Source organism: Paenibacillus sp. alder61 (genome assembly GCF_020179875.1).
Taxonomy (GTDB): Bacteria; Bacillota; Bacilli; order Paenibacillales; family Paenibacillaceae; genus Fontibacillus; species Fontibacillus faecis.
Map to the genome: position 1 here is coordinate 26,210 of NZ_JAIUDG010000035.1, position 23,934 is coordinate 50,143.

A 23,934-nucleotide genomic window follows, 5' to 3' on the forward strand; every position below is an offset into this window, starting at 1 on the left:
AAAGATGAACCATGTTATTTCGAAAGACGGTATCCAAATCGCCTATGACAAGCAAGGGAAAGGACCGGCTCTTATTCTGGTGGCCTCCGCAGCCGCGGATCACCGGGATGCGGGACAGCTGGCGGAACGGTTGGGAGAACACTTTACGGTTTACAACTATGATCGGAGGGGAAGAGGCGCCAGTACGGATGCGGCTTCCTATACGGTTGAACGTGAAGTGGAGGACATTCAGGCATTGATTGCGGAGTCGGGTGGATCGGCCCTGCTTTTCGGCAGCTCGTCAGGCGCCGTATTGGCCCTTGAGGCGGCAAGCCGATTGAAGGAGGGGATCGACGGAGTCTGTTTATACGAACCGCCGTTTATTGTCGATGACGGCCGATCCCCGGTGCCTAGCGACTATGTGCAGCACCTGAATCGATTGGTGGATGCCGGTGATCGGAGCGGGGCGGTGGAGTATTTTTTAACACAGGCGTTAGGCGTGCCGAGCGAATTTGTGGAGTATATGAAAGCCGACCCTTCCTGGAAGGCCATGGAGCAGCTTGCCCATACGCTGGCTTATGATGGAATGGTGATGGGCGATACTCAATCGGGGCAGCCTTTGCCTAAGGGACGTTGGAGCGTGGATGTTCCCGTTCATGTGCTTTGCGGTGAAAAATCCCCTTCGTTTTTGCACAGTTCTGCCAAAGCGCTCGTCGAACTGCTGGCGAACGCGGAATATCGCGTAATGGCCGGTCAGGACCACTCGGCCGTCGTGATGGCCCCGGCGGCTCTGGCTGAGGAGATTGCGGTTTGCTTCAAGGCTTAACTGCCATAAAAACCTGCTATATTAGGTTGAACTAAAGAATTGGCGTTGGGCGTCTGAGTCTACACCATTAACGGGAAAATATCCCGTTAATGTACCGCTTTTGGCCCCTCGATCGGATTTAGCTGGAAAAACTCCAGCTATTTCGCGGCCTTTTTGCCGATATACAACATTTCAGACGAATTAGCGGGAGGTTTTCCAGCTAATTCGCCTCTGCAGCCGCATACGTGCCAAATTAACGGGAAGGATTCCCGCTAATTCGAACCCACCCCTTAGTTGCAGATCAAGAGTGTGAAAGAGCCCTTTACACCGCTGTCTAATATGCAAATCAATAGTTCAACCTATGTAAATAAACAAGGCCGCCGTAACCGTAAGGCAGCCTTGTTTATTTTTTTCGCTATCTATTTGGTTTTCTTGATCCAGCTCGCCATATCATCGATGATAGCTTTCGTTACATTGTTAGGTTGAACATATTCCGCTCCGGTGGAAATCCCGTCAAACTCGGTCAACAGGTGATTGACCTTCGGATAGGATTTGTACTCGACGTCGCCGCGGTTTTTGAGCGCCTGTTTCCAGCCTTCCAGTTGGCTGACCGGAACTTGCCAGTCGTTTTCCCCTTGCAGGATCAGCAGCGGGCCGGTCTGCTTTTTCGCCAGTTCGGCCGGAACGTAGTTTTTCTGCTCGAACCACCAGTAAGCCGGCTGCAGCGGGAATTGGCTGGGCATGTTGTCGACCGTGTATTTCGGGTCGTTCACCATATCCGCGATCGCGGTGTATTGGGCCGCCTGCTGTTCGTAAGGTGCGGCGTCCATGCCGGATTGCTTCACGCGGGAGACTAGCTCCTTTTGCTGCAGCGCAAGCAGATCGGCGAACTTGCCGCTTGGCCCGGACAACAGGATCGCGCCGGCGATGCTGCCGTCCTTGTCCGCATCTATGATCATCGGCATCGCAAACGCTCCTTGGCTGTGCCCGGCCACATAGATGCGTGAAGCGTCGATACCTGCGGTGTTCTTCAGCAGCTTAACCGCGGAAATGGCGTCATCCACGCTCTCCCGCTTCAGCGTAAATTTCGCGTCCGTTGACAACTTGGCGGTATGCTCATAGGTGACTTTGTCGTACCGGAGGACGGCGATGCCCTGTGCAGCCAGCCCTACGGCCAGGTCGCGGAAAGGCTTGGCTCCGCCCATCGTGGAATCACGGTCATGGGGACCGGAGCCGTGCACCAGTACCACGGCCGGGAACGGGCCTTCACCGCCGGCCGGAAGCGTCAATGTGCCGGGAAGGGCCATGGCCCCTTCGCCGACTTTGACTTCCCGCTCGGTGTATAGGGCGGCGTTGTCATAGGCCGGCTTCCGGTAGGTGGAAGGCGTCACGCCCGCCACATAGAAGTCGTCCACCTGGCCCGCCGCATTCAGACGGACGGTCAGACTGAACGGGATGGTCGCCTGGAAGGTATAGGCGACATTGCGATGCACCGCATTGGAGCTTTCGGAGCGGGATGGGTTCGGCTTCACCGGTCCGAACAATTTTTCATAGCTGCCCCATACTTGGTTCAGGAGTTCGGCCGGTAAAGCCGGAGCCAGATTGGGACTGAGCAGCTTGGCGGCTTCGGCCCCTTGGCCGGCTTGGAGTTTCGCGATGAAAGCGTCGGCCGGTCCCTCGGTCGTTTCCTTCGTATCCTGGAACGCTTCGGCCAGGGAGGCGGCGTCGACCAAGGTTTGACCGGAGACGACCCGGACGGGTTCGCGCAAAACGAGCGGCTTTCCGTCAAGCAGGGCCTCCTTCTGGCCGATCCGGAGAATCAGGGTATGGCTTCCTTTGGTAACCGTTACGGTTTGTTCGGCTTGATTCCAATCGACTGCCGCGCCGAGGCGGGAAGCCGTTTCTCTTACGGGAACCAGAGCGGTCCCGCTCTGGGAAGACCCGGCCGAAGCGTCGGCGAAGGCCGATGCCGCAGGAAGGGTCAAACTAAGCGCCAGCGCGATGGAAGCCGCCGTTTTTACCGAGGTATTTTTTTTCGACATGAATTGTTCCTCCTCCTTAAGAATGAATCCAATGTTATATAAGTGAATCCGTAAAGGATTAACCCGAGATCAGGGCGGCTACCGCAATGACGATCAGCAAGCCGCCCAAAATAATCCAGCCGGCCGGATGGGCAAAGTTGAGCGTCCAGCCGATACCCATTCTTTTTTCCACAAAGATGGAAGGGTCCTGCGGATTATAGTAAACACCGCCCAGCTTCCAGTAGCGGTCGTCATTGGCCGGTTGTACCGCGGAAGCGTCCCGTTTGCGGCCGATCCGGCTGCCGCCTTGCCCCGTGACAAAGGAGAGCACGGCTGCAAACAGGACGACAAAGACGGGCACCGCCAAGCTAATCAGCATAATGAGATCCGTGTCCATCGGATGCAGCATATTAAGCTGAATGAAGGAGAACAGCAGGACCATAGCCAGCCCGGAAATCAAGGTGTACAGCGACCAGCTGCGGCGAAACAGCGTGCTTTGGCGTACGGACCGCTCGGGATCCCCGGCATAAGTTTGCTGCTTACTGTGGTGAATACTCCAATTAATGAACAGAAACAGAAGCGTCATAACCACTTGCATAAAGTTTGGAAAAAGGACGGTCTGCACCGATTTATCGGCAAACCGGGTCACATTTCCCGCAAAATCGAATTTCATGGCGATTTGATCGGGAATGGCATCGTAATTGGCCAGCGTGAGCAGGACGCTTCCCGCAATAATCGCGGCATGAACGAGAAACCAGGTGTTGGACCAGATCAGTTTGTTCCGGCGGAATTCGGTATCGATGATGATTTTGCTTTTTTCAGCCGGAGCCGAAGGCAGTGACGGTTGGCGTTTCTTCATGTTCAGGTGAAAAACGAGGTTGAGCACGATCGAAATCGCCACCATAAGGCCGATTCCAACCGCAAATACCGTGCCTTGGGCTGCGGCTCCTCCCGGCTGCAGCAGGATGACGAGACCCGCGATAAGCAGGATGCCGTGCAGGATGAGACTGACCGCAGCATAAGACCGACGCATCCGGCGCAGCGGTTCGCTGCGGTAGGTTTCTTCGCTGACGGTAACGCCAAAGCTGATCGTCTCTCGGGTCAAATAAGGCATGAACGAGAGCGAGAGCACAACCGGCAGCAGCATAAGTACGAGCAGGATGACGGACAGAGTTTGCATAGTTAATTCACCTCATCGGGTTGTTTGATTTCATGATATAACGTGCTGACGAGCAGAAGCAGGTCATCCAGCTTCATCCCGCGGCAGATCGCTTCGGCGACGATAGGCCGCAAGGTGCTTTGCTGTTTCTCCGCAAATTCCGGCGTGACCGGAGGCATGCCGTCGGGATGAACGACTACACCGCGCTGGCGGTGGACCTGGATATAGCCGTCCTGCTTAAGCAAGGTGTAGGCTTTATTGACGGTGTGGAGATTGATCCCGATATCGGAGGCCAGGTTCCGAACGGACGGCAGCGGTTCTCCCGGCAGAAGCCGGCCGCTGGCGATTCCTTCGATGATCCGATTCACCAGTTGGGTGTAAATGGGGATCTCCGACTGTAAATCAAGCTCAATGATCAAGAGGCTCCTCCTTCTTTCGTTTCATTGTTATAACTGTTATACAAATAATATAACAGATAGATATGTAGAAGTAAAGCGGAAGAGTTGAAGTACCCCATCAAATAAGGTAATATTGTTTACACGTAAATTATAAACGTTAATAAATAGAGGATTTTCTTGTTTTAATCATGTTTACTAGTAAATTATTTTATGTCGATTTGAAAGGAGAACATATCTGTGGGTCCAAACGTAAGGATTAAATCACAGCTCCATGAAGGTTATTTGAAGTTCGTTCATCAGCATGAACGCTTGTCCGGAACGGAAATCGTCCATTTCCAAAAGCTTTGCCAACTGGAAAACATCAAGGGATTTGATCTCAATCTCACCGCCGTTCATGTCCTGGATTGCATTGGACGCCACGAGCCGATCAACAGCACGGCGATTGCGGAGATGATGGAGCTGTCGAAAGCGAGCATCACTAAAATAACGGGCAAGCTGCTGGAAGTGGGTTGGGTGACACGAACCCAACTGAATGACAACAAGAAGGAGAGCTATTTTCGCATTACTCCGGCCGGGAAGGAAATTTTTCGTTTGCACCTGCGGCTGCATGAAGAGGAGAAAGAGCGGTTTTTTCGCTTTTTGGACCAGTATTCCGAGGAAGAATTGCGAACTATACAGCATTTTTTGCTGGATTACAGCATGGAATTGGAGCAAAGGATGGAGGAGGGGGCGAACCCATGACGGAAGAACGGGAAAGTTCCGGTACCGCAAGCATCTCCCGACTGATTCGGGAACGGAGAAGTATTCGGAAGTTTAATAGCGAACCGGTATCCGGCGATTTGATCCTGGAACTGCTGGAAACGGCGGCTCGATGGAACCCGTTGGGTGTTCCGGTAACCTGGAGATGCCTGCTCGCCGATAATCCGGGGTCAAATCAGCGGCTCGTCGACGCGCTGCTGGAGCAGATGACAGGGAACGGTTGGGGGAGACTGCTGCCCGCCCGGTTGAAGGAGAGCCTGAAAAAAAGATTCGTTTCCATTCCCGCCCATTTGGTCGTGATCTACCGGATCGATCCCGCCGACAGAATCGGCAGCGAGCGCAATTACGCCGCGGTTTGCGGATTGATGCAGACCTTACAATTGCTGGGCTGGGAGAAACGCCTGGGCATGCTTTGGGATACGGAGCCGATGCTTCATAATGAGACTTTCTTTCGCAGGATCGGCCTCGGGGAACATGAGCGGGTAGCGGGGATTCTGCACATCGGCTATTTCGACAAGGCCCCCAAAGCCCGGCCCCGCACGCCTGCCGAACAAAAATGGTCCGTATTTGAAGGTTGAACAGCATGCCCTGCATAGGGCGAAGGAGGGTGGCAATGAATTGGTTTCCATTATCGGCGCCGAAGCGAATTAATGAGCTTGAAGCCATTTCCCGGGATCGGGTGCTGGAACTGCTGAACGATGCAGTCTGGGCCCCTAATGACGGGCTTCGGGAGCCCTGGCGATTTATCTATGCGGACCGCAAACCCGGAAGACTCCATGGCGAATTGCAGAATCCGGCCTCCGCGTATCTGCTTGTCGTCATGAAGGAGGACGCGGACCCGCATAAACGGAAAGAGGACTTCGCCGCCGTGTGCTGCCTGGTTCAAAACTTCGTGCTGCTCGCCGCGGAGAAAGGGTTCGGCGTCCAATGGACGATGCGCGAATGGTTCTATGATTCGCAATTAAGCCGGGATTACGGTGTTGGGGAAAAAGAGCGCCTCGTCGCTGTTTTGGAACTGGGACAGGACGGCCCATTTTCGCGGGAGGGCTTCGTCACCGAGGCCGCGCCGGCGTTCAAAGTCGACAGGATCTAAGGTTTTCTTAAAAAAACAGTAAAGACTGCTCTTCCACCAACGAGGATGGAGGAGCAGTCTTTTGCGTTACTTGCCCGCTTTATATTTGCCCAGGAACTCTTTCACTTTCGCCGGATCGGCGGTCACTTCGTTTCCGGTTTTCACGAGCGGGCTGACGGTCGATACGGCCTTGATTTTATTGCCGTTGTAGAAGGCCAAAATTTCGTCTTGATTAATGGAATACAGCACCGCTTTTCGCAAATCCTCGCTTTTGGCAACCTCGCGGTTCCCAGTGTTAAAGAGCAGGTAGCTGACACCGTTGCTTTCTATGGTTTGCAGTTTGAGCTTGCTGTCGCCCTTGACCAGATCATACTTGGTTTCCGGCACACCGTAGTAAAGATGGATTTCGCTGCTCCGTAACGCGGACAAAGCGCTGTCGGCCTCCGCGATAAAGCGGACTTTCACCGTCGAAATTTTCGGTGCGTAATCGCTCCCTTTTCTGTATCCGGGATTTTTGTAAAACACGCCTTCATAATCGTTCTTGTAGGACAGAATATAAGGGCCGCTTGCGTACAGCGTATTGTTGTACTGGCTTCCCTCCGTGACGGTATTCTGATCTCCGTAAGGGATATCTTTGTTCACGTCAAACGTGGCCACATCGTAGGTGTTGATGCTCTCCACCTGTTTCTTCGACACGATTCCGGCGGACTGGTGGGCCAGATAGTTCAGCACCTGCGGGAACGGCTCGGTGGTCGTCAATTTGATCACCTGGTATTTCCCGGCTTTGTTATCGGCCTCCCGTTTGTCGGCGACGAGCTGCTTGATCTTCGTTTCCAGCCCGGCTTCCAGCGCTTCTTTGACGGTTCCGCCGCCCCCGGCCGGCTTGATGGCTTCCAAAGCCGCCGGGTCCGTGACCAGCTCCACGGTTTTAATGTGTTCATGCAAACTGTACGTGCGGTGATCCGGTACGGAATTTTTGTCCTTGGCCCGGTTGAGGGAGAAGATCACATCGTCCGCTCCTACCCGTTCGCCGGTGTCGACGGCCTTTTTATTTTCGATCTTGGCGAAGTTGATATCGTCCCGCAGGAGAAAATAGTACTCCGAATTCCCCTCGGCGATGCTGTAATTATGGGACAGTGATCCGTCCGAAGTGATCTTGTCGTCATCGGTCAGGTTGATTAACCTGACGTACATGTTGGTGTTCAACTGATTGATCGACCCGTCGTTCCCCTTGATCGGATCGAGGGACGTCAAGACCGAGGCCGATTGGGTCAGGATGAGAGGGTCCTTATCCCGTTTGGACGTATCGTTAAAATCGATGCTCTCCCAAGCCAACGCCCGCGATTTGGACAGTCGGACGGTATCGGGATTCAAAATGTCCTTGTTCACGGCTTGGCTTTTCAAGGAAATGTAGAGCGGTGCGATATAAGCTTTATCGAACACGAGGCGCTGTTCCAACTGCTTATAGGTCTCTTTGTACTGTTCGGGCGTTTCCGTTGCGGCCTTGTCAATTAGCTTATCGATTTCGGGATCGGATAAAATGCTGTAGTCCCCCCCGGTTTTGAACAGGGATCTGACCGCGTAATCGGGATTCCCCGTTACCGTCGTCCAGCTCGAATGGGCGATATCGAAATTTCCGGCGTCCTGCTGAGCCTTATAACTGCCGTAGTCCGGCTGAATGTTGAGTTTGACGTTAAATCCGTTTTTGGTTAACTGATCCCGGATGATATTCAGATCCGATTCATTGGAGCTCATGCCCAGCAGCTCAATGTCAACGGGGGACGAGTCGGTGACCGCCTCCGTTTCCGCGTCTTTCGGTTTGTTTGCGACATCGGACTTGGTTTGGACCGAGCATCCGCCGGCGATCAGGGCGACGGTCATCAATAAGGCTAACATCAGATTTTTCTTCATAAGCGGTGGTTCCTCCTCACACTTCTAATTTTTATATGAATTCATTTTTCATGGGGAAAAATGAAAAGCATCCGGACGGATCGAGCTAAATCAAGTTAAACTAGGCGGTCGATGTCGATAACCCGGCTTCAGCCGAGTTTTGGATCCAGTGCGTCCCTTAGGCCGTCTCCGAAAAAGTTGAAGGCCAGAACCAGGCCGATGATCGCCAGCCCGGGATAAACCGCCAGATAGGAGTGGGACTCCAGATAAGTGCTGCCGAGTTTCAGAATGTGGCCCCATTCCGGAATATGCGGTTCAACGCCGAGCCCCAGAAAGCTGAGACTGCTGGTTGAAATGACGGCGGACCCGATGGTCAGGGTAGCCTTGACGATCATGGGGGCGAGGGAGTTGGGAACGATATGCTTAAAGATGATCACCCGGTCGCCGGTGCCCAGAGCCCTCGCCGCTTCGACATATTCCAGAGTGGAGACGAGCATGACGTTGGCGCGCATCGTCCTGGCATAGGTCGGAATCGAGCCGATGCTCAGGGCCAGAATCAGGTTGACCGTGTTGGCTCCAAAAGCGGCGATAATCGCAATGGCGAGCAGAATGCCCGGAATAGAGTACAGCACATCCAGACAGCGCATGATGATATTGTCCGTATGCCGCCCGTAATACCCGGAGACGGCCCCTAAAATCCCGCCGACCACGACGGGGATGGCGGTGGAAATCAGGCCGACGATCAAGGAGATCCTCGCTCCGAATACAATCCGGGAGAAGAGACACCGGCCGAAATTATCCGTCCCGAGCGGGTAAGTCAAACTCGGATGCTGCAGTATCGCGGCGTAATTGTTCTCCGTCGCCATGGCGTAGTCAAACGTAAAATAGCTGCAAATCGACAGGGAGAACAGAAATACGATGAAGAACATGCCGAGCATCGCGGTTGAATTGGCGACGAGCTTTTCCCAGATTTCCTCCCATTTGCCCCGTGAAAAGCCTCCGGCGTTGCGGACTCGAAGCAGGAGCTGCACCCCGAGCAGAAGAGCGAACAAATTGCCCGTCAGGGAGCTCAGCATGAGCAGGCCGGCGGGCCATACAAGCCACGCGGGCGATTGCTCGCCGCCGGCGTACTTGGCGACGATCAGCAGAGACGCGAAGTGAACCAGGGACACCGCGACCAAGCCGATCATGGCGGGAAGAAAGGTGTCCGATACGTAGGGCTTAAACAGGTTCAGGGCGGAGATCGCGATCACGAACAAGCCGGTCAAAAAGGAATAGACGGCCAGCGTGTATTCCGTGTTTTTGCGCTCCTTCACCAAATGAAAGGCCGTTACGGCGGTAAACAAATTCCCCCCGAGCAGGCTGATCAGCTGAATAAACCCGAGCGCTCGCGTCGATCGACGCAGGCTCCCCCGCCGCAGAAGATCCCTTCGGATGCACAAAATGATGACAGCCTGAAGCGCAGTGAAGAACAAGTAGGCCAAGGATAGGATAAGTCCCGGCAATTTAAGGCTCCGGTTCGAAACATCATAGCTGTTTGCCAGCAGTATCCCCGTCAAGATCAAGGACGCTATGCCGGAGAAGACCGCATCCCTGTACTCCGGAGATAGTTTCAAGCTTGTATTGGTCATGGTTTCACCTGCTTTACTGTTGTTTCATCTTGGTTCGGATACGCGGATCGGTAAAGGCGTACAAGATATCGACGATGACATTGACCAGTGAAATCGTAATGGCCGTGTATATCACGCCGCCCAAAATACTGGGAATATCGGGGATGAACTGTTTGTCCACGATATAGCTGCCGATCCCGCTGATATTGAATACTTTTTCCGTCACGGCCGAGCCGCCCAGCATCCCCCCGAACTGCAGGCCGATCACGGTGACGACGGGGATGACGCCATTGCGTGCCGCATGTTTTAACAGAACTTGCCGCCTGCCGAGACCCTTAGCCTTGGCCGTAAGAATATAGTCCTCATGAATGACCTCAAGCATGGAGGAGCGGGTCATGCGGGCGACCGCGGCGGTGAGCCCCGTTCCAAGCACGATGGTCGGCATGATATAAGACAGCGCGTTTTGCGGATTGAAGGTGGCCGGGAGCCAATCGAGCTTGATCGAGAAATTCAAAATAAAGATGAGCCCCTGCCAGAAATTCGGGATCGATAAGCCGATCAACGCGATAAACATGAAGGAGTAGTCCCAGAAGGAATTTCGTTTGGCCGCCGCCAGGATCCCGGCGGGTACGGCGATCAATACGGCGAAGACCAGCGAAATAAGCGTCAGCGTAAGCGTAACGGGAAACTTGCGCGCGATGGTCGCCGTGACCTGCTCGTTGCCCGAGAACGATTTGCCCAGATCGAAGGTAACGATACCCTTCAAGGTGTTCCAAAGTTGGGCAAGGTACGATTGATCGAGACCGTATATTTCGTTGAAATGCCGGATTTGTTCCTCCGTGGCCGTCTCTCCGAGAATGTTCGCGGCGGGGTTCATGGGCGAAAGGTGAAGCAGGGTAAACACCAGTACCGAAACCCCCAAGATGACGAACAGGCTCATAACCAATCGGTCAAATACGAATTTGAGATAAGGCTGACTGTGCAAAAAGATCCATATGTACATCAGAATCCCGGGAATTAACGTAAGGACCAGAAATACCGGGTTATTCAACAGGCTTTGAAAAGTGTGAAAATAACCCTCTCGCGTCAGGTTCTTCCTCGCAAGCCTAGCTTCGGTTTCTTCCCGGACCTGTTGGAGAAACAGCTCATGGGAAATCTTCTCGGCTTCCCGCATCGTCCGATCCCGGCTGACCGTCCGTCCGAAGAAACGATGTTTCCGTTCCAGTTGATCGACGGCCTCCGCTTTAAGTTTGGCTTTGAGCCCCAAGGCAAGCAGCTCGTTTTCGGTCTCTTTTCGCAGCGCATTATAGGGATCACGGCGCCTGCGGTATAAGAATAAGCCGAGCACATAAAGAGCAACCGGAGCGCCCAGCACCAGCAACAGGTATTTGGACGCGGGAGTCAGGGTCATTTTTTTGAAGGCGGTGCCGGCACGGCGCGATAACCTGGAATTTTTTCGAATGGGAATTTGGGGTTCTTTCGCGATTTCCAAGGCTTACAGGCCTCCTCATTTGTCAATAATTGCATTATTCCGATCGATATAGTATATATTATTTTAGGGTGTTTTTTATGTCAATTACTAAATTTGCTTCAAAATTATAGAATTGTAGAATTGGCAGGTGTGACCATGGAACCGTTATTGCAAGTTCGAGGGTTATCCGTATCCTTCCGAAACCGGCATCAAGAAACGGAAGCCGTCCGGGGCGTCAGCTTTGAAGTGGGGAAGGGAGAGACGTTGGGGATCGTGGGCGAATCCGGGAGCGGCAAGAGCGTGACCGCCCGGGCGATTATGCGGTTGTTATCCTCCGCAAATTCGGAAATTAAAGAGGGACAGATTCTGTTTATGGGGAAAAATTTGGCCGAGTACTCGGAAAAAGAGATGGAGAGCATCCGGGGACGGGATATGGGCATGATCTTCCAGGATCCGATGACTTCGTTGAATCCGACGATGAAAATCGGTGAACAGATTTCCGAAAGCTTGATAAAACACCGGAATCTGTCGGCGAAAGAAGCCAGACAACAGGCGCTCGAAATGCTGAATTGGGTGGGAATCGGGGACAGTGAGACGAGGTTTGATCAATATCCCCATGAATTCTCCGGGGGGATGCGCCAGCGCGTCATGATTGCGATCGCCCTGGCCTGCCGCCCGGCATTGCTGATCGCGGACGAGCCGACCACGGCCCTCGATGTGACGATCCAAGCGCAAATCCTCGACCTGATGAAGAACATGCAGCAGCGTTTGGGTACCTCGATCATCCTGATTACGCATGACTTCGGGGTGGTCGCCGGGATGTGCGACCGCGTCGTGGTCATGAAGGAGGGGGTGGTGGTCGAGACGGGAACAACGGAGCGCATTTTTGAGCATCCGTCCCATCCGTACACCCGGAAGCTGCTCCATGCTTTGCCCCGCCTGAATGAGCCGAAGAAGGCGAAACCCGCCCCGATCCGCCGGGAAAACGCGGAGCCGGACGTACCGCTGATCGAGGTGAAATCGCTCAAGCAGTATTTCGATCTTGGGCGCGGCAGGGTGCTGAAGGCGGTCGACGATATCAGTTTCTCCATCCGAGAGGGGGAAACGTTGGGGGTGGTGGGTGAGTCCGGCAGCGGTAAATCCACGACCGGGCGCGCCATCCTCCGCCTTCACCAGCCGACGGGCGGGGAGATCCTTTACCGCGGAATGGCGATAAACCGGATGACGCGGGCGGAGATGAAGACGCTGCGGCGCGATATGCAGATTATTTTTCAGGATCCGTACGCTTCTTTGAATCCTCGTCTTAAGGTATTGGACATTATCGGGGAGGCGCTGGACGTACATAAGCTGGCCGGGAGCCGGGCAGAACGGAGAAAGCGGGTGGAGGAGCTTCTGGATCAGGTCGGTCTGAATCCTTCCAGTGCGGAACGCTATCCCCACGAATTCTCCGGGGGACAGAGGCAAAGGATTGGGATTGCCCGGGCGCTGGCTGTGAATCCCAAGTTTATTGTCTGCGATGAACCCCTCTCCGCGCTCGACGTTTCGATTCAGTCGCAGATCGTACAACTGCTGGAGGAGCTTCAGCGGCGGCTCGGGCTGACGTATTTGTTCATCGCACACGATCTGTCCATGGTCAAGCATATCAGTGATCGCGTTGCCGTGATGTACCGGGGGAGAATCGTGGAGCTGGCGGAGAGCGAGGAGCTGTACTCCAATCCGCTGCATGCTTATACGAAGTCGCTGCTTTCGGCCATCCCCCTTCCCGACCCTAAATCCGAGGCTCTGAAGAGAAGAGACCCTCTGCGGGAGTTCTCGGGAGAAGACCTCTACAAGGTGGAGCGTGCCCGCTTGCAGGAGATCGTTCCCGGGCATTGGGTGGCCGTTGCGGAGCCTGGTGCATGAGGGAGCTTTATTTGTGAAAATTAATAGCAAGGCTTAAGCGGCCCGAGGATCATGTCTAAGGGAAATAATAGCCGCTATTCCCGCACAAAAGGCCGGTTTTAAAATCTAACGGAAATAGCAGCCGCTATTTAAGCGATCATCGACCATTTTGATGGAAATGGAGGGGAATAGGCGCTAATACGTCCGTTAGATTGCGGAAAGAGCGCTTTTTGCCGATATAGCGGCTATAGCGTCCGTTAGATTTTTGGTTTCATGGCTCGTTTTGAAACTTTCCCCTGGTGAAATCCGTCTATAGGAAGTAGACTGTAAAAAATTCTCAGGGGAAAGTAAGGGATGAGAGTCAATGCAAAACAAACTGTATTTAAAATGTTTGCTACTGTTTGGGCTGGTCCTGTCCTCGGCCGCCAGCTTATTTACGGTTTCCGCTTCCGCGGCGTCCGATGAAGGCTGGCAGATTGAGCCGGTCTTTACCGATAAACAAACGGGACGGGACTACTATAACGCTAGAACCTGGAGAAACGGTTCGATGGAAGGCCGGGTACTGTTTGTTGATAAGGAAGGAAGCTGGCGCGCTTTGCCTGAAAAGTACGTGGATATTTTTCCCGATGAGCGATCCGGCAGGTTGTATTTGGGACAAAATCAGGTGCAAAAGGGCTTGATAACGAATTTCTATGACCCTTCTACCGATCGGGTGACCCGTCAGCGTGTATACGAATCTTCCCCGGACGGCAAGTACGGTATTTCTTTGGAAAAGTCCTACCTCAGCAGCCAGCTAAGAAATAACTACACGCTTTATATTAAAAATATGCAAACCGGAGAGTCGCGAAAATGGCATGAAACCTCGAAGTCCATGTGGTACCTATGGCTTCCCGATAACCGGTTGTTGGTGCAATGGTACAGTGAATCGGAGAAGCAAAGCGAAATCGTGATCCTCAATCCGGCTACGGACAAGGTGGAGCGGGTTGCCTTGGCCAAGATGGAGGCTTACGACGCCAAAGGAAACCGGCTGCTTATTTCCTATAACGAGCCTACACGAAAATCCTATGTCTTGAATTTGGCCGACCGACGAGTACACAAGGCGGGGCAAGCGGAAATCGAATCGTTTTACAAGAATACGGAACCTCTTCCTGTGACGAAGACGGTCGTCCCGGCAAAACGTGAACCGAATATCGATCCCGCGGAGATTCCGGCTATTGAGGTACAAGAAGAAACGGTTTATGAAGCGAGCATAACGGTGGATGGCCGCACCATTTTGCTCCCTTATGGTTACACCGACGTGAATAACAACACATGGCTTCCGTTGACTCCGCTAGCGGAGGCCTTGGGGGGAAAGGTAGAGAAGGAGAAGTCATCCGGATTTCAATTTGATGTCGGCGGAAAAAAATATACGCTTAACGAGAGCAACAGTGAGATCGTATTCGACCGTCTTCATGTAAGCATTAAAACGCTGCGCCAGTTCGGATTGTCGGTGGAGCAATTCCGGTGGATTACGCCTAAACATTAAAAGACATTTAACGTCCATGAGTAGTCCTCGATCATGTCGAGAATTCAATGCTGATGGAGGTCGGGATATGCTGGTGGGAGACGCCGTATGACATCCTGTCATGTACACATAGGCTCTTTAAAGTAAAAGAAAAGGCTGCCCTTAGGGCAGCCTTTTCAGGTTACAAAGAGAATTCAGGGGCGGTGCGAACCGCAGAACCGCGGCTTAGTTATTCCCTTGAATCATCTGGCGCAATACGGTTTGCAGAATGCCGCCGTTATGGTAGTAGTCCACGTCGACCATGCTATCCAGACGCGCGGTGACCGGGAACTCGAACTGCGTGCCGTCCTGGCGCGTAGCGATGACGGTGAGCTGCTGCCCCGGCTTCACTTCATTGCTGAGGCCGACGATATCGAACACTTCGGTTCCGTCGATACCGAGGGTCTTCCAGCCGTGGCCTTCCTGGAACTGCAGCGGCAGAACGCCCATGCCGACCAGGTTGCTGCGGTGAATCCGCTCGAAGCTTTCGGCGATGACGGCTTTGACGCCGAGCAGATAGGTGCCTTTGGCCGCCCAGTCGCGGGAGCTGCCGGTGCCGTATTCTTTGCCGGCGATTACGACCAGGTTCTGTCCGTCGGCTTGATAGTTCATCGAAGCGTCGTAGATGGACATAACGCTGTCCGTCGGCAGATGCTTCGTCACGCCGCCTTCCGTTCCCGGAGCCACCTGGTTGCGGATCCGGATGTTGGCGAACGTGCCGCGCATCATGACTTCATGGTTCCCCCGGCGCGAGCCGTAGGAGTTGAAGTCCTTGCGGGCGACGCCGCGGTCGCTCAGGTAGATGCCGGCCGGACTGGTCGGCGAGATGTTGCCTGCCGGCGAGATATGGTCCGTCGTGACGGAATCGCCGAGCAAGGCCAGCACGCGAGCGCTGCGGATATCGGCGATATCCTGCAGGCCGTCTCCGAGCTTCTCAAAGAATGGCGGATTCTGAATGTACGTTGATTTCCCGTCCCATTCGTACAGTTCGCCTTCCGGTACCGGAATGGCGTTCCAGCGCTCGTTCTGCGTAAATACGTTCTCGTATTTGGCGCGGAACATTTCCGGGCTGACGGACAGGCCGATCGCTTCCTTGATTTCCGCGGAAGAAGGCCAGATGTCCTTCAGATATACCGGCTGATCGTTCTGGTCATAGCCCAGCGGATCGTTTTGCAGGTCGATATTGACCGTACCGGCCAGGGCGTAGGCCACAACGAGCGGCGGCGAAGCGAGATAGTTCGCTTTGACCTGCGCATGAACGCGGCCTTCAAAGTTGCGGTTCCCGGACAGGACGGCCGCCACGGTCATATCGTTTTCGGCGATGGCCGCGCTGACTTCGTCCGGCAGCGGACCCGAGTTGCCGATACAGGTGGCGCAGCCGTAGCCGGCGACGTGGAACCCGAGCGCTTCCAGCGGCTCGATGAGCCCGGCTTTCGCCAGGTATTCGGTAACGACCAGGGAGCCCGGCGTCAAGCTGCTCTTGACGTAGCCCGGCTTCTTGAGACCGCGTTCCACGGCTTTTTTCGCCAGCAGGCCGGCTCCCAGCATAACGCTCGGGTTCGAGGTGTTCGTACAGCTCGTAATCGCCGCAATAACAACGGCGCCCGTCGACAGCACGCTGGTCTCGCCGTTCGGATGCTTCACGGGCACTTTCTGCTCGATCTTCTCGTCGCTCAGTCCGTATCCGCCCTTGTCCACCGGCGTCCGGATGATGCTGTTGAAGCTGTCCTTCATCTCGGTCAGCTCAATCCGGTCCTGCGGCCGCTTCGGTCCAGCCAAGCTTGGTACGACGGAGGCCAGATCCAGCTCGATGAGATCGCTGAATTCCGGATCTTCGGTTTCGCTCGTGCGGAACATGCCCTGCGCTTTGTAATAAGCTTCAACCAGCGCGATTTGTTCCTCGGAGCGGCCCGTGCTGCGCAGGTAAGCCAGCGTTTCCTGATCGACGGGGAAATAACCGATCGTCGCGCCGTATTCCGGGGCCATGTTGGCTACCGTTGCGCGGTCCGCCAGGCTGATGTTGGCCAGCCCCGGCCCGTAGAATTCGACGAACTTGCCGACAACGCCCTTCTTGCGCAGCATTTGTGTAACGGTAAGGGCGAGGTCGGTCGCCGTAGCGCCTTCCGTCAGGCTGCCGGTCAGCTTGAAGCCGATAACTTCCGGCGTAACGAAATACAGCGGCTGTCCCAGCATGCCCGCTTCGGCTTCGATACCGCCGACCCCCCAGCCGACGACGCCGAGGCCGTTGATCATCGTCGTATGGGAATCCGTTCCGACGAGAGAGTCCGGGAAGACGACCGTTTCACCGTCGACCGTCTTGGTTGCGGCAACGGAAGCGAGATACTCCAGGTTAACCTGGTGTACGATCCCGGTTGCCGGCGGAACGGCGCGGAAGTTGTTGAACGCGGTTTGCGCCCAGCGCAAAAACCGGTAGCGTTCCTCATTGCGTTCGAATTCAACGTTCATATTGTATTCCAGCGCTTCCGGCGTACCGAAAGCGTCGACCATCACCGAGTGGTCGATGACCAGGTCTACGGGAACGAGCGGGTTGATCTGTTTCGGATCCCCGCCGGCTTTCTTCACGGTGTCGCGCATGGCGGCAAGATCGACGACGACCGGAACCCCCGTGAAGTCCTGCAGGACGATACGCGCGGGAATGAACGGAATCTCCTTATTCTCATCTCGGCCTTCGCTCCAGCCGGCGATTTGCTTAACATGTTCTTCCGTGATGGCTCTTCCGTCAAACTGACGGACGGCAGCCTCAAGCAGCACTTTAATGGAAAACGGCAGTTTGCCGATCTTTCCGAGTCCTTGCTGCTCCAACGCTTGCAGGTCATAATAGCGGTAGCTCTTGCCGCCGACTTCAAGCGTCCGGCTGCTGGAGAAAAAATCATTCTTTGGCATGGTTGGACCTCCTTGTTTCACTAGATGAAACACAATTTCAAAAACTCACTACATTAAGTATACCGTCCTCCTGCCGACGAGTAAAGAACTTTTTGTTCCCATTCAAGCTGCCGATTTGGCGCAGCGGTGCGCGTGTATAGGCTTTCAGCACATACTCGGCCCCCGGGGGTCATATACTTTCCGTAGTGGGAAATCCGCAGGGAAATGGAAGCAGGACAAGGGAGTCTGTATTTTGATAGCAATAGATCCGAGGAGGAGACCGGACCATGGCGGAGGATTGGAAAAAAACATTGTCCCTTTATGTGAATCAAAGCAACCAGGATGAGGTGGATTACCGGATGCGGGCGGATCACACCTTGATTACGGACCTGGATTATTTGCTCCGCCGCGGGGAGCAGAAGCGAAAATTGGACGAATGGTACCGGGCTCGCGGCGCCGTGCCGCTCCGGTGCGAAACCCGGGCCCGGCTGCTTCGCGAAATCGAGCGCCGTGAGGGGGAGATGGAAGTCGAGCTGCTCCTGGCCCGTAAAATGGATTACGAAAAAGGCGGCGCCCGCCATCAGGAGGAACGGATCGTCAAACAGCGGCTAACCTTGCAGCGGGAAGGGGAGAGCTGGAGCGTTACGCGGGTCTTTCAACCCGTACCCGAAAGGAGCGCGCCTCCGGTTTTACCCGGTGCGGAAGAGGGGAGGAACTACCGGCAGCAGGGGGAGGCGGGCCGTTCGCCGAGGCCTTTTTTGAACCGGGACATCCTTGGCGGCGGAGGGCTTCGGAGCAATCCCTATCGGCGCGAGGACGCAGTTTTGTATGCGGATCGCTGGTGGGACGGTTTTAACCCCGAATTTGCCGCGTTCGAAGTCGATTGCACCAATTACATCTCCCAGTGCCTCTTTGCAGGGGGAGCCCCGATAAACTATACTGGAAAAAGAGAATCGGGCTGGTGGTACAAGGGATATCTCGGGGGCCGGGAGGCCTGGAGCTACAGCTGGTCGGTGGCCAATGCCCTGGAACGTTATTTGACGCACAGCGACGCCGGACTTCGGGCGGAGCTCGTAAGCAGGCCGGAGCAGCTCCAGCTTGGCGACGTGATCATTTACGATTGGGACGGCGACGGAGCTTATCAGCACAGCACTATCGTCACCGCCTTTGACGCGGGGGGAATGCCGCTGGTGAACGCCCACACCGTGCCAAGCAAGCACAGGTATTGGGATTATCGGGATTCCTACGCCTGGACCGAGAATACCGTTTATCGTTTTTTCCATATTGCCGACAGGTTCTGACCATACTAAGGGGTGAGGTAAACGACCCTTACCATATTTGAAAAGAGGTTGCACATGGGACAGGAAAAATTGACCGTAGGGCTGATTTACGGCGGAAAATCGGGGGAGCATGAAGTTTCGCTGCAAACGGCGTTCGCGGTTTCCAAAGCGTTTGATTACGCGAAATACGAATTGCTTCCTTTTTATATTACGAAGCGGGGCGAGTGGAGAGTCGGCGGCAAGCTGGACGCTCCTTTTGCCGCGCTCGAAGAGCTGAAGCTGGAGCGGGCCGCCGGGGGTACGGCGGAAGCGATCAATTTATTGTTTAGCGGGCTGGCCGAGGGGAAGCCGGCGATCGACGTCGCTTTTCCGCTGCTGCACGGAACCAACGGGGAAGACGGTACGATCCAGGGATTGTTCGAGATGGCGAACCTTCCTTATGTTGGAGCCGGCGTGCTCGCTTCGGCGGCGGGGATGGACAAAGTCATCATGAAGAAGCTGTTCGCCGAGGCGGGGCTCGAGCAGTGTAAGTACTGTTACTTCACCGCTGCCGAATGGGAACGCAGCAGTCATGTCCTCCTCCAGGGCATGGAAGAGAAGCTGGGGTACCCTTGCTTTGTCAAACCGGCAAATCTCGGTTCCAGCGTCGGGATTTCCAAGGCAAGAACGCGGGAAGAACTGCTGGGGGCCGTTGCGAATGCCTTCCGTTACGACGTCAAGGTTATTGTCGAAGAGTTCGTGGACGCCCGCGAGGTGGAGGTCGGCGTACTGGGCAATGACGAGCCGATCGCTTCCGTACCGGGAGAAATCGTCTCCTCCGGTGAATACTACGATTACCAGGCGAAGTATCTCGACGGCAAATCGCAGATGCTGATTCCCGCTCCATTGGATACGGAGATCGCGGAACGCGTCCGCGACCTCGCCGTCAAAGCGTTCAAGGCGATCGCCGGAAACGGACTGTGCCGGGCGGATTTTTTCCTGACGAAATCCGGCAACCGTCTGTTGGTCAATGAAGTGAATACGATGCCCGGATTTACCCCGTTCAGCATGTATCCGCTGCTTTGGCGCGAAACCGGGGTCTCCTACGAAGCGCTGCTTGACCGCTTGATCGGACTCGCGCTGGAACGGTACGAGATGCGGCAGAACCTCGACTTCGAGAACGGGGTCGTATAGGCGACAAACTAAATCACCACGTCAGACTCCCAAAGCGAAAGGATGAATAGACGATGGGTTTTCAAACGGAATTCAACTCGGTGTGCAAGTTTAAGAGCGAGCAGGAGCTATACGAACTGCTGGAGTACGGCCGCGGCAAAATGCTAAAGCAAGGTTTGCGCGTATTTCCCACCGGGCAAAAGGTGATCGCCTACACTCCCGCCAACAAGGCGGTGGCGATCGTTAAGATAACGGCCTGTGTGGCCGAGATCAATTTCAACGGGGAAGAAGTCACTTCGGTGGAGCTGCAGCTCATCAGACCGCTGACGGAAGAGGAGTCCGCCGTCCAGACGGCGCTGGCTTACGAAATGTTCTTCGGGGAAGCCGAATCGCGGTGATCGTACGGTTCGGTTATGTCGCGATGTCCACGGTCGTAGCGAATGCTTCTCCCTCCAAGACGATGACGTTCAAAACGTTTAGCAACCTGCTGGACCGTGAGGCCGCCGTTCGCAAGCTCGAGTCGATTGCTGCGGAAAATCTGCACAACACGCTGCGGCTGTTGCGTCATAACGTGGCCCACGATATCATGGTGTACCGTTTTTCCTCCAAGCTCATTCCGTTGGCGACGCATGAGGCGCTTGCGGATTGGGATCCCTTTCCGGCATTGGAGCAATCCTTCGCCGAGGTGGGGGAGTTTGTAAAAAAGCACGGCATCCGCGTCTCTTTCCATCCCGATCATTTCACGGTGTTCAGCACCCCTCGGCCGGAAGTGCTGGCTAGCTCGCTTCGCGATATGGCGTACCATGTCGGCATGCTGGAAGCGATGGGCCTGGACGGGCGGGCCAAGAACAACATTCACGTCGGGGGCGCTTACGGGGACAAGTTGTCCGCGGGAGAGCGGTTCAAGGAGAACGCGGCGGCCCTGCCGGATCGAATGAAGGAAAGGTTGACGCTCGAAAACGACGACAAAACCTTCAACGCCCCGGAGACGCTGGCCATAGCGGAAGCGCTGGGACTGCCGATGGTTCTGGATATCCACCACCAGTGGGTGAACAACGAGGGGGAGGATCCGGCGGAGCTGTGGCCTCGAATCAAGCGGACTTGGACAAGTTCTTACGCGCAGGCGGGCTCACCCGAGGACGATCCGCTGCCCCCGAAGATCCACGCCTCCAGCCCCAAGAGTGTGAGCGATCCGCGGGGACACGCGGATCATGTGGCTGTCGGGCCGCTGCTGGATTTTCTGCGCAAGATCGCGAGCGGCACGGACCGCGTCGACGTCATGCTTGAAGCGAAGCTCAAGGACGGGGCTTTGTTCGCTCTAATGGAGGAGCTGGCCCGCCATGAAGGCGACGGGGTGGAAATTCTGAATGGAGCCAGCGTACGAATCAGGCCGTAAGTCTTTAGCTTACGGCCTTGAAAATGTTGGGCAAATAAGGTAAGTTGGACACAAAGAAGCCGGACGTATTTTGATGAGGAGGTCTTTTATTCATGGGAGAATTGTTGGCGGGAAAAAATATCGTCGTCATGGGCGTGGCCAATGACCGCAGCATTGCCTGGGCGATCGCCCAGAGCCTGGCGGAGCAGGGGGCTCGCCTCGCCTTTACATATGAGAGCGAACGCGTGGAAGGACGGGTGCGCAAGCTGGCGGAAAGCATACCGAATTCGCTGATCCTGCCCTGCAACGTGACGGCCGACGAGGATATCGATAAACTGGCCGACACGCTGCGTACGGAATTCGGGGTACTGCACGGGCTGGTTCACAGCATCGCGTTCGCCAAAGCGGAGGATTTGGCGGGCGAGTTTCAGGACACTTCGCGCGAAGGGTTTGCCCTCGCCAACGATATCAGCGTCTATTCCCTGGTCGCCGTGTCGAAGCGGCTGTCTCCGCTTATGACCGAAGGCGGAAGCGTTATGACGATGACCTATATGGGCTCGGAGCGCGTGATGCGCAATTATAATGTCATGGGCGTCGCGAAGGCGGCATTGGAGTCCTCCGTCCGCTATTTGGCCAACGACCTGGGCCCCCGGAACATCCGGGTAAACGCCATTTCCGCCGGTCCGATCCGTACGCTGGCGGCAAAAGGCATCAGCGATTTCAACTCTATTTTGAAACAGGTGGAAGAGAAGGCGCCGCTCCGCAAGACGACGGACGCCGCGGAAGTCGGGGATACCGCGATGTTCCTGCTCAGCCACTTGTCCCGCGGTATAACCGGTGAAGTGATTTACGTGGATGGCGGGTATAATATCGTAGGGGCTTAACCGAGACTTTAAAATGACAAGAAGTTCGTTCCCGGGCGGCTGAGGCCAGCCTTGCCGGGGCGGACTTTTTATATAATGGAAGACACTTCGGACATGGCCCTTTTATGGCGGAAGGTCGGAAAAAGGCGCAACTTTGCAACCCTACCGGCGTATATTTTTAAAAAGGGAAATTTTAGAAGATTTATAGAGTCGTTGCACCGGTCTTATAGATTATTGAAGAAAGTAGTGTGAAACCATTGGAATCGAAACCTAGTATTCCTTATGTTGTAGGCAGCAAAAGTCCGATGGCGGTGGCGATCAATAGCGCCGCGAAAGCGGGGGAATGGATCAAAAGCCGTGTCGGTTCGGTGAAGGATCTGAGCACGAAATATTCGCCGCAGGATTTGGTCACCGATGTGGACAAGGGCGCGGAAACGATGATCCGCAAGCTGATCCTGACCCATTTTCCGGACCATGACATTCTGGGGGAAGAAGGCGTGGCCCCCGGAGCGGAGGCTTCGGCTGCCGCTGTAACGGCAGCGAAGAAATCCGAGTACTTATGGATTATCGACCCTGTGGACGGAACGACCAATTTCGTGCAGGGATTCCCGTTTTTTTGCGTATCCATCGCATTGGCATACAAGGGTGAGGTCATTATCGGGGTCATATACGACCCGATGCGGGACGAAATGTTTGTGGCCGAAAAAGGCAAGGGCGCTTATATGCACGGCAATCCCACACGAGTCTCGAAGGAGGCGCTCCTGGCCGACAGCGTCATCGCGATCGGCTTCAATCCGGACCGCGAAGTGGCCGCCCCCATCAATCTGAAGGGGATCACGGCGCTGGCCGACCGGGCACGGAGCCTGCGGGCCGGAGGATCGGCCGCCCTGCACCTGGCCTATGTCGCGGCCGGCCGGCTGAGCGGCTATTACGAGGTAAACCTCAACGCCTGGGATACGGCGGCCGGCGCGCTGCTCGTCACCGAGTCGGGAGGAATAGTGACGGATACCGCGGGCAACCCTTATGACATTGGAGTCCGCAATCTGATCGCCAGCAACGGTAAAATTCAGCAGCAGCTGCTTGATGTCGTTTCGGCTGCGGGGGCAACGGGATTGTAGCAGGAACCCGGTTCCCATACTCTATACTCTATTTTCCGGAAGGAGTGTCATCTGATGAGCGATAACAAAGAACTGGAAAGAGAGCTTAGCGAGATGCTGACGGAACAAGAAATCGGGAGCGAGGAAGAACGCAAAAGGGAAGAGCGGAGAAGGTTGTCGCCCAGATACGAGATTCGCATCCAGACGAATTTAGACCCGATTGTGGAGGAAACCCGAAAGTACCGGAGTATGGCCAAGGAAGTCGACGGGCGGTATGACGATTACATGAAGAGAGCAGCGCAGACGGGGAAAGAGCAGACGGAGAAGTAACGTTTCGGCCCCGGCGCTAAGTTTACCAAAGGAACGCCCCGACTTGTTTCGGGGTGTTTTCTTTGAGCCCCGTTCCCTTTGGGACAGCTGGGCAGGTGAATAACGGCCTTTTGGGGCGCGATATCGTCGAATTCGGCTTATCAGTGTGAAATAACCCACTCGCGTTGCATTCAACTCGAGCAAATTTGTCAGCGGCCAACTCCGTTTGGAGGTAGGGCAGGTGAATAAGGGGCTTTTAAGCACTCGCGTTGCATTAATTCGAAGGGTCTAATGGCCGTAACCGTCTCCCTTAGAAGCCGGGCGGGTGGATAAGGGCTTTTTGAGGCGTTATTTTGTCGAATTTGGCCCTTCGAGGTGAAATAGAGG

At 55.0% G+C, this 23,934-nt stretch carries 20 protein-coding genes; 13 read left to right on the plus strand and 7 right to left on the minus strand.

Annotation, left to right across the window (positions count from 1 at the left end; translation table 11 throughout):
• Window positions 1-4 precede the first annotated feature (4 nt).
• On the plus strand, window positions 5-805 hold the full coding sequence (locus LBW89_RS26020; RefSeq protein WP_148455776.1) for an alpha/beta fold hydrolase: 801 nt from the start codon (window positions 5-7) through the stop codon (window positions 803-805).
• Window positions 806-1,203: 398 nt separating this feature from the next.
• Here LBW89_RS26020 and LBW89_RS26025 read toward each other — a convergent pair whose 3' ends face one another.
• The 3 genes from LBW89_RS26025 to LBW89_RS26035 are packed head-to-tail and all read right to left on the minus strand — an operon-like array spanning window position 1,204 to window position 4,383.
• Window positions 1,204-2,826, minus strand: a complete 1,623-nt coding sequence (locus LBW89_RS26025; RefSeq protein WP_148455778.1) for an alpha/beta fold hydrolase — start codon at window positions 2,824-2,826, stop codon at window positions 1,204-1,206.
• A 58-nt stretch (window positions 2,827-2,884) separates the two neighbouring features.
• On the minus strand, window positions 2,885-3,985 hold the full coding sequence (locus LBW89_RS26030; protein ID WP_148455780.1) for a DUF1648 domain-containing protein: 1,101 nt from the start codon (window positions 3,983-3,985) through the stop codon (window positions 2,885-2,887).
• A gap of 2 nt (window positions 3,986-3,987) precedes the next feature.
• Window positions 3,988-4,383 carry a GntR family transcriptional regulator gene (locus LBW89_RS26035; RefSeq protein WP_148455782.1) on the minus strand — a complete coding sequence of 132 codons (396 nt, stop codon included), beginning with the start codon at window positions 4,381-4,383 and terminating at the stop codon, window positions 3,988-3,990.
• 216 nt (window positions 4,384-4,599) lie between these two features.
• Between LBW89_RS26035 and LBW89_RS26040 the strand changes: the two genes are divergently transcribed.
• The 3 genes from LBW89_RS26040 to LBW89_RS26050 are packed head-to-tail and all read left to right on the plus strand — an operon-like array spanning window position 4,600 to window position 6,214.
• Complete coding sequence (locus tag LBW89_RS26040; RefSeq protein WP_148455784.1) at window positions 4,600-5,103, plus strand: MarR family transcriptional regulator; 504 nt, start codon at window positions 4,600-4,602, stop codon at window positions 5,101-5,103.
• The gene (locus LBW89_RS26045) at window positions 5,100-5,699 is read left to right on the plus strand and encodes a nitroreductase family protein (protein WP_225040824.1); all 600 of its coding nucleotides are present in this window, start codon (window positions 5,100-5,102) and stop codon (window positions 5,697-5,699) included. Before LBW89_RS26040 ends, LBW89_RS26045 begins: the two co-directional genes overlap by 4 nt.
• Before the next feature lie 35 nt (window positions 5,700-5,734).
• On the plus strand, window positions 5,735-6,214 hold the full coding sequence (locus LBW89_RS26050) for a nitroreductase family protein (protein WP_225040825.1): 480 nt from the start codon (window positions 5,735-5,737) through the stop codon (window positions 6,212-6,214).
• A 66-nt stretch (window positions 6,215-6,280) separates the two neighbouring features.
• Here LBW89_RS26050 and LBW89_RS26055 read toward each other — a convergent pair whose 3' ends face one another.
• From LBW89_RS26055 to LBW89_RS26065, 3 genes are all read right to left on the minus strand, one after another.
• Entirely contained in the window at window positions 6,281-8,104 is a 1,824-nt protein-coding gene (locus LBW89_RS26055) for an ABC transporter substrate-binding protein (RefSeq protein ID WP_148455786.1), read from the minus strand.
• Between the two features lie 128 nt (window positions 8,105-8,232).
• Complete coding sequence (locus LBW89_RS26060) at window positions 8,233-9,714, minus strand: ABC transporter permease (protein ID WP_148455788.1); 1,482 nt, start codon at window positions 9,712-9,714, stop codon at window positions 8,233-8,235.
• Between the two features lie 13 nt (window positions 9,715-9,727).
• A complete protein-coding gene (locus LBW89_RS26065; protein ID WP_148455972.1) occupies window positions 9,728-11,104 on the minus strand; it encodes an ABC transporter permease in 1,377 nt (458 codons plus the stop codon).
• 216 nt (window positions 11,105-11,320) lie between these two features.
• On the opposite strand from LBW89_RS26065, the gene LBW89_RS27800 reads away from it, so the two are divergent.
• Entirely contained in the window at window positions 11,321-13,066 is a 1,746-nt protein-coding gene (locus tag LBW89_RS27800) for an ABC transporter ATP-binding protein (protein WP_148455790.1), read from the plus strand.
• Between the two features lie 343 nt (window positions 13,067-13,409).
• Window positions 13,410-14,570 (plus strand): hypothetical protein, encoded by a 1,161-nt coding sequence (locus tag LBW89_RS26080; protein ID WP_148455791.1) that lies wholly within the window; start codon window positions 13,410-13,412, stop codon window positions 14,568-14,570.
• Window positions 14,571-14,774: 204 nt separating this feature from the next.
• Here the strand turns inward: LBW89_RS26080 and acnA are convergent, their stop codons facing one another.
• Entirely contained in the window at window positions 14,775-17,492 is a 2,718-nt protein-coding gene (gene acnA, locus LBW89_RS26085) for an aconitate hydratase AcnA (protein WP_148455792.1), read from the minus strand.
• 266 nt (window positions 17,493-17,758) lie between these two features.
• Here acnA and LBW89_RS26090 point away from each other — a divergent pair, with 266 nt between their 5' ends.
• The 7 genes from LBW89_RS26090 (at window position 17,759) to LBW89_RS26120 (ending at window position 23,568) form a co-directional block, all read left to right on the plus strand.
• Window positions 17,759-18,772 (plus strand): amidase domain-containing protein, encoded by a 1,014-nt coding sequence (locus LBW89_RS26090; protein WP_148455793.1) that lies wholly within the window; start codon window positions 17,759-17,761, stop codon window positions 18,770-18,772.
• Window positions 18,773-18,826: 54 nt separating this feature from the next.
• Entirely contained in the window at window positions 18,827-19,924 is a 1,098-nt protein-coding gene (locus LBW89_RS26095; RefSeq protein ID WP_148455794.1) for a D-alanine--D-alanine ligase, read from the plus strand.
• Window positions 19,925-19,977: 53 nt separating this feature from the next.
• The gene (locus tag LBW89_RS26100) at window positions 19,978-20,301 is read left to right on the plus strand and encodes a hypothetical protein (protein WP_148455795.1); all 324 of its coding nucleotides are present in this window, start codon (window positions 19,978-19,980) and stop codon (window positions 20,299-20,301) included.
• Window positions 20,298-21,299: a UV DNA damage repair endonuclease UvsE gene (gene uvsE, locus LBW89_RS26105; RefSeq protein ID WP_148455796.1), complete on the plus strand. Its 1,002-nt coding sequence runs from the start codon at window positions 20,298-20,300 to the stop codon at window positions 21,297-21,299. The genes LBW89_RS26100 and uvsE overlap by 4 nt, the downstream gene beginning before the upstream one ends.
• A gap of 92 nt (window positions 21,300-21,391) precedes the next feature.
• Window positions 21,392-22,162, plus strand: a complete 771-nt coding sequence (gene fabI, locus LBW89_RS26110) for an enoyl-ACP reductase FabI (RefSeq protein ID WP_148455797.1) — start codon at window positions 21,392-21,394, stop codon at window positions 22,160-22,162.
• Between the two features lie 236 nt (window positions 22,163-22,398).
• On the plus strand, window positions 22,399-23,259 hold the full coding sequence (locus LBW89_RS26115) for an inositol monophosphatase family protein (protein ID WP_412067031.1): 861 nt from the start codon (window positions 22,399-22,401) through the stop codon (window positions 23,257-23,259).
• A gap of 54 nt (window positions 23,260-23,313) precedes the next feature.
• Window positions 23,314-23,568, plus strand: a complete 255-nt coding sequence (locus LBW89_RS26120; RefSeq protein ID WP_148455798.1) for a hypothetical protein — start codon at window positions 23,314-23,316, stop codon at window positions 23,566-23,568.
• Window positions 23,569-23,934 lie beyond the last annotated feature (366 nt).

Coding starts and splice junctions, on each gene's coding strand:
- LBW89_RS26020 (WP_148455776.1), top strand. CDS start 5: ATGAACCATGTTATTTCGAAAGACGGTATCCAAATCGCCTATGACAAG.
- LBW89_RS26025 (WP_148455778.1), bottom strand. CDS start 2,826: ATGTCGAAAAAAAATACCTCGGTAAAAACGGCGGCTTCCATCGCGCTG.
- LBW89_RS26030 (WP_148455780.1), bottom strand. CDS start 3,985: ATGCAAACTCTGTCCGTCATCCTGCTCGTACTTATGCTGCTGCCGGTT.
- LBW89_RS26045 (WP_225040824.1), top strand. CDS start 5,100: ATGACGGAAGAACGGGAAAGTTCCGGTACCGCAAGCATCTCCCGACTG.
- LBW89_RS26050 (WP_225040825.1), top strand. CDS start 5,735: ATGAATTGGTTTCCATTATCGGCGCCGAAGCGAATTAATGAGCTTGAA.
- LBW89_RS26055 (WP_148455786.1), bottom strand. CDS start 8,104: ATGAAGAAAAATCTGATGTTAGCCTTATTGATGACCGTCGCCCTGATC.
- LBW89_RS26060 (WP_148455788.1), bottom strand. CDS start 9,714: ATGACCAATACAAGCTTGAAACTATCTCCGGAGTACAGGGATGCGGTC.
- LBW89_RS26065 (WP_148455972.1), bottom strand. CDS start 11,104: ATGACCCTGACTCCCGCGTCCAAATACCTGTTGCTGGTGCTGGGCGCT.
- LBW89_RS27800 (WP_148455790.1), top strand. CDS start 11,321: ATGGAACCGTTATTGCAAGTTCGAGGGTTATCCGTATCCTTCCGAAAC.
- LBW89_RS26080 (WP_148455791.1), top strand. CDS start 13,410: ATGCAAAACAAACTGTATTTAAAATGTTTGCTACTGTTTGGGCTGGTC.
- acnA (WP_148455792.1), bottom strand. CDS start 17,492: ATGCCAAAGAATGATTTTTTCTCCAGCAGCCGGACGCTTGAAGTCGGC.
- LBW89_RS26090 (WP_148455793.1), top strand. CDS start 17,759: ATGGCGGAGGATTGGAAAAAAACATTGTCCCTTTATGTGAATCAAAGC.
- LBW89_RS26095 (WP_148455794.1), top strand. CDS start 18,827: ATGGGACAGGAAAAATTGACCGTAGGGCTGATTTACGGCGGAAAATCG.
- LBW89_RS26100 (WP_148455795.1), top strand. CDS start 19,978: ATGGGTTTTCAAACGGAATTCAACTCGGTGTGCAAGTTTAAGAGCGAG.
- fabI (WP_148455797.1), top strand. CDS start 21,392: ATGGGAGAATTGTTGGCGGGAAAAAATATCGTCGTCATGGGCGTGGCC.
- LBW89_RS26120 (WP_148455798.1), top strand. CDS start 23,314: ATGAGCGATAACAAAGAACTGGAAAGAGAGCTTAGCGAGATGCTGACG.